We start from the raw sequence: 268 nt of genomic DNA on the forward strand, positions 1-268 counted from the left end.
CTAAAATGGTACTTCATCAAGATTTACCAGCCATGTATCAATCCATCGATACTATTTATCCGCTCTGGCGTTTTAGCCTAGTCGAAAAAACAGAACAAGATGCCGCAACAAGTCAGCAACGTGGCCATTTTCCTTTAATGTGGTTAGCAAATTTTTCAGCATTAAGAACACGTTTTGAACATGGCCTTAAAGTCATTTGCGAAGCACCTCATAGTCGGCTTCAATTGAGCGAAGAGAACATTAAAGCAGCTAAGTTAAAAGGCAAGAT

1 protein-coding gene is annotated in these 268 nt (G+C 39.6%); it reads left to right on the forward strand.

Annotated elements, in window-relative coordinates:
• Window positions 1–268 (forward strand): DUF2357 domain-containing protein (locus Q5762_RS38550; RefSeq protein ID WP_315896975.1); only part of this gene is annotated, 268 nt, incomplete at both ends.

The organism is Streptomyces sp. P9(2023) (genome assembly GCF_032436795.1).
Taxonomy (GTDB): Bacteria; Actinomycetota; Actinomycetes; order Streptomycetales; family Streptomycetaceae; genus Streptomyces.